Annotated in this window: 5 protein-coding genes, 1 other RNA gene and 1 pseudogene; 2 read left to right on the forward strand and 5 right to left on the reverse strand. The window is 37.3% G+C overall.

All coding sequences use genetic code 11. The features are described 5' to 3' along the window. From CXF74_RS20670 to smpB, 4 genes are all read right to left on the reverse strand, one after another. The coding region (locus CXF74_RS20670; RefSeq protein ID WP_198552944.1) for a site-specific integrase at nucleotides 1–514 on the reverse strand (514 nt) is incomplete at its 3' end. After that, the gene (locus CXF74_RS20675; RefSeq protein ID WP_157822489.1) at nucleotides 493–1494 is read right to left on the reverse strand and encodes a DUF6538 domain-containing protein; all 1002 of its coding nucleotides are present in this window, start codon (nucleotides 1492–1494) and stop codon (nucleotides 493–495) included. The genes CXF74_RS20675 and CXF74_RS20670, both read right to left, overlap by 22 nt. 160 nt (nucleotides 1495–1654) lie before the next feature. Further along, nucleotides 1655–2009: a transfer-messenger RNA gene (gene ssrA, locus CXF74_RS20680) on the reverse strand. Nucleotides 2010–2124: 115 nt separating this feature from the next. Next, complete coding sequence (gene smpB, locus CXF74_RS20685; RefSeq protein WP_101084442.1) at nucleotides 2125–2613, reverse strand: SsrA-binding protein SmpB; 489 nt, start codon at nucleotides 2611–2613, stop codon at nucleotides 2125–2127. Nucleotides 2614–3029: 416 nt separating this feature from the next. On the opposite strand from smpB, the gene CXF74_RS20690 reads away from it, so the two are divergent. Together CXF74_RS20690 and CXF74_RS20695 are read left to right on the forward strand one after the other, a co-directional pair. Next, on the forward strand, nucleotides 3030–3467 hold the full coding sequence (locus CXF74_RS20690; RefSeq protein ID WP_101084444.1) for an SRPBCC family protein: 438 nt from the start codon (nucleotides 3030–3032) through the stop codon (nucleotides 3465–3467). Nucleotides 3468–3472: 5 nt separating this feature from the next. Further along, nucleotides 3473–3763 carry an RnfH family protein gene (locus CXF74_RS20695; protein ID WP_101084446.1) on the forward strand — a complete coding sequence of 97 codons (291 nt, stop codon included), beginning with the start codon at nucleotides 3473–3475 and terminating at the stop codon, nucleotides 3761–3763. A gap of 213 nt (nucleotides 3764–3976) precedes the next feature. Here the strand turns inward: CXF74_RS20695 and CXF74_RS20700 are convergent. Beyond that, nucleotides 3977–4216, reverse strand: a pseudogene (locus CXF74_RS20700) (transposase); the annotation flags it as partial.

Below are 4216 nucleotides of genomic sequence, written 5' to 3' on the forward strand. Positions count from 1 at the left end.
TAATGTTTTGAATCACATTTGAAAAGTCTAATGTTTGAATGGTTTTTTGCTGAGTAGCAACATTTAAATCTTTAGCGTATCGAGCATATGTAATTGATTGATTTTTATGACCGAGTATATCCATTGCTTGCGTTTCTGGCACCTCATTCTGCTTAAACTCATCAGCAACAGTGTGTCGAAAACTATGAAATACCGCATTGTGTATTTCTAGTCGTTTAATAAATCGGTTAAACCATTTGCCTACATTCGATCCTAAGCCATCTCGGGGTACTTCTGCTTTGCTATTCAATAAGTCATCAAATAGGAGTGTTTTACTTGCTCTGCTTTGCACGTATTCAATAAATCCAAGATCTATTAAATGCTGGTGGATAGGGATGATTCTGGCTGAGTTAGCATTCTTCAACTTTTGATGTTCTGCTTCATCAGTGATTGAAATACACCAAATACCATCAATTTGCTTAATATCTTTAACGCTTGCCTGTGCAATTTCGTTTAATCTGCCACCAGTGTACAAGCCAAGTAATGGAAGCCAGTACTGAAATACTTTATCAAAATCATGTGCAGTATAGATTTTATGAGCGAATAACTTATGTAAATCAGTAGTAGCCCATCGCTCTCTGTTCTCTGATTCTTTTTACGTTTAGTAGGTACTGTCATTTTATGGAAATAGTTTTTATCTGCGTAATCTGCTTTTACAGCCCAATCAAAGAAAGTACTACAACGCTCTACGCAACCTTTAACAGTTGTTGCTGATTGTGGCGTTAGTTCTTTCTTTACAGTATCTTGCAATGACAAACCTTTTAACGCTTTAGTCTTCTTGCGGTTAGCAGGTAATTTCATCAAGATATTTCTAAATGTTTCTGCTTTCTCTAATTTTATTGATTTAACATCAGTGTCAGTACCAAAAAACTCAACTAACAACTCTAAACTATTACTGTATGTTTCAAGTGATTTAGCATTTATAGCCCCACTTTGCTTTTTAGATTCAAGATACTTATCTACTACATGCTTGAGAGTGTACTTTGTAGCAGTGGCAATAATCGGCTGTTGCACTAATGCTTGATTGAATTTGTGCACTTGTAGTAATTGCTGTGCAGTTTCGCGCTCTGCTTCGATATCACCTGCATGATCAATCGTCATTTCAGTCTTTGTGCCATCTTGCGCGGTAGTTGTTACAATTATCTGCAGGTCTGAGCGCAATCCATTTGTATCATTTTCCAGATCCAGATCCAGATCATCCTCATCTTCTTCAGCAGATTCAACTATCCAATATGGGTTTTCATTACTCATTGATTTTGATTCTCTCAATCTTTGCATATGATTATTATGTGAAGATAACATTTTAGAGCATAAGAGTAGGGCTGTAGATAACTGATTTGTTTTAAGTGACTTTATTATTTCTTTTTTATTGAAGTAACATTGAAGATCAGCGGGGACGCGCTTACGGAAATAGTAATAACCATTGCGTTTGGATAGGGTGGTGGAGATTGTCATTTATGCCTCTCTGTGTAGCAAAACGTGTAGCATTTTGTGTAACAGATCAGCCATTTATATTAAAAACACTCGTTTAATAAGCATAAAAAAAGCCCGCAATATCAATGGTAGTTGATATTACAGGCTTTAGTCGGTTCTTAATATTTTAGAACCTCATAGGTGGTGGAGATGGGGGGATTCGAACCCCCGTCCGAAAAACCTACATCGTCGGTACTACATGCTTAGTCTATTTTTTGGTTAACTCGTTGATCTCCAATAGACAGGATACCAAAAAGCGAGTTCGATACTATTTCGCGGTTCACCCTCGAACAAGGTTCCCTCGCTATCCAAATGTGAATGACCTTCCGAATCCCTGCCCATAGGAGAAACGTGGGTGGAAGGCTAGCTAGCCTAAGCTGCTAGAGAGTAGTTAGAGTCGTTTGCAACTATAACGTTGGCGGCTTTTTACGAGGCCAACCGCCACCTCGGCATGCACCTTGGGTTTCAAGAATCTCGTCGAGTCCAATATCATCCCCACAGTGGTAAGCACATTCACTTGCTTACGTTTCAACAATAGCAAAACAAAGATGATGAAGATAGTATTATCTATCAGACATTACCTTTTTTTGCTATTTATTAACTTGTTACGTGTTATTTACGGGTGTCATGCTTCATCATGCGTTCTTTTTGTACTTTCCATTCACGATCTTTTACATCGGCACGCTTATCATGCTCTTGTTTACCTTTCGCGAGTGCAAATGATATTTTAACCCATGCTGTTTTCCAATATAAAGAGATTGGAATAATCGAGTAACCTTGTCGTTCTACTTTACCAACGAGATTATCGAGTTCACGACGTTTAAGTAGTAATTTACGGTAGCGGAGCGGATCACAAACTACATGTGATGACGCTGCGATTAAGGGAGGGAAAGTTGCGTTTAATAGCCACGCTTCTCCATTTTTCAGGAAAATGTAGCTATCCGCTATATTTGCTTTACCCGCGCGTAACGATTTCACTTCCCAACCTTGAAGTTCAAGACCCGCTTCAAAGCGTTCTTCTAGGTGGTACTCGTGACTTGCACGTTTATTACGTGCAATCGTATTATCATTGTTTTTAGTTTTTGAATTTTTTTTAGCCATAGTCTCGATTGTAACCTGTACCCGTCATCAATCAAAGAGCTTTATTCAGTCGTTAACTAGGATGTTAAGGTAAGGTTAATCATGGTGTATTTTTGAGTAATTATCAGTACTCGTTTTTCAAGGGAGCGCTATTAGCGAATGCTACTGTGTTGAATCACCGTGCTTTTTATAAAATAGGGTTGAACTGCCCAGAAGACTGTCACGAGGAGGTGGTTTCGTTTTATATTCACCCCATAACAGGATAGTGCCTCTATTAACGCTGATTTAACTCGTTGATTTTCAGTTGCCTCATTAATGCTTACTGAGCTTAATGCTTGCTAAAGGGTATGCGTATTATGAAATTTAAAATACGATTTCAATTTGGGATTTATTTACTGTTTAGTGTAAACTTGCGGTTTTTTCTAAGAGTAGATTCAATGGCAGAAGTTTCGCGAAGTGCACTGTTAATGTATAGCGCTGATGAGATGTACAAATTAGTCAATGATGTACATGCTTATCCTGAGTTTTTACCTGGTTGTGTAGATGCTAAAGTTTTAACGCATGTTGATGATGTAATGAGTGCGTCGGTGACGGTTTCAAAAGCGGGAATAAAACAGGTTTTTACGACGGAAAATAGCTTGTCAGATGGTCGCGAAATTAACATGAATTTAATCGATGGCCCTTTTAAACATTTAAGTGGTGGTTGGCACTTTATGCCACTCGATGAGCAAGCATGTAAAGTAAGTTTAGATTTGAAGTTCGAATTTAGTAGTAAATTGGTAGAAGTTGCTTTTGGGCGAATATTTAATGAGTTAGTCGGTTCAATGGTTAAGTCGTTTTCTGAACGTGCTAAAATAGTGTATGGAATAAGGTAAAAAATATGAGTGACATGATTGAGATTGAAGTTGTATATGGTTTACCGCACAAGCAAGTACTATTATCACTGCCAGTGCCAGCCGGCAGTTGCATTGAAGAATGCATTAAATTGTCTGGTATTATTACGCATTTTCCTGAAATCGTGCCTCATCAAGCGAAGGTGGGAATATTTAGTCGTCCAGAAAAATTAGAAACAATTATTAAAGCGGGTGATCGTATTGAAATTTATCGCCCCTTAACCGCAGACCCTAAAGAAATGCGTAAATTACGCGCGGCTAAAATGTCAAAAAAATAAGTGAACTCGACTTCCACCCTTATATTATATTTAAAATTTACCATATTCTTTAACCTATTCTCCTCGCATTTTTCTCAAAAATATCATCATTTTTATACATTGAAAATGTAAGTTACAATGTGTTTGTTTTTTTGGTTTTTATTTTCATTCTAATTATCAGTTGGTTATCTTTTAATTTACTGCTTTTTTAGATTAAAAGTAAAAATTGGCAATAAATGAATTTATGCTTTCTCGAAAAGCCTTGGCGGTAGCGAAATAACGATTATTTCTCGCATGTTCATTCATTACCTTCCACAGCCGTTCAATAGGATTGAGGTTTGGGCTGTAAGGAGGGAGATAGTGAAGTGTTATACCAAGATCTTTTGCCTTTTGAATAACTAGATGAGAAAGATGATATCCTGCCCCATCAAGTACTAAGTGAATGGTTGTTTGAGTGTGATAACGCTGCTTTAT

The organism is Psychromonas sp. Urea-02u-13 (genome assembly GCF_002835995.1).
Lineage (GTDB): Bacteria > Pseudomonadota > Gammaproteobacteria > Enterobacterales > Psychromonadaceae > Psychromonas.

What these genes read in the sequence shown, in the direction of transcription:
- CXF74_RS20675 (WP_157822489.1), bottom strand. Translation starts at nt 1,494, where the DNA reads ATGACAATCTCCACCACCCTATCCAAACGCAATGGTTATTACTATTTC.
- smpB (WP_101084442.1), bottom strand. Translation starts at nt 2,613, where the DNA reads ATGGCTAAAAAAAATTCAAAAACTAAAAACAATGATAATACGATTGCA.
- CXF74_RS20690 (WP_101084444.1), top strand. Translation starts at nt 3,030, where the DNA reads ATGGCAGAAGTTTCGCGAAGTGCACTGTTAATGTATAGCGCTGATGAG.
- CXF74_RS20695 (WP_101084446.1), top strand. Translation starts at nt 3,473, where the DNA reads ATGAGTGACATGATTGAGATTGAAGTTGTATATGGTTTACCGCACAAG.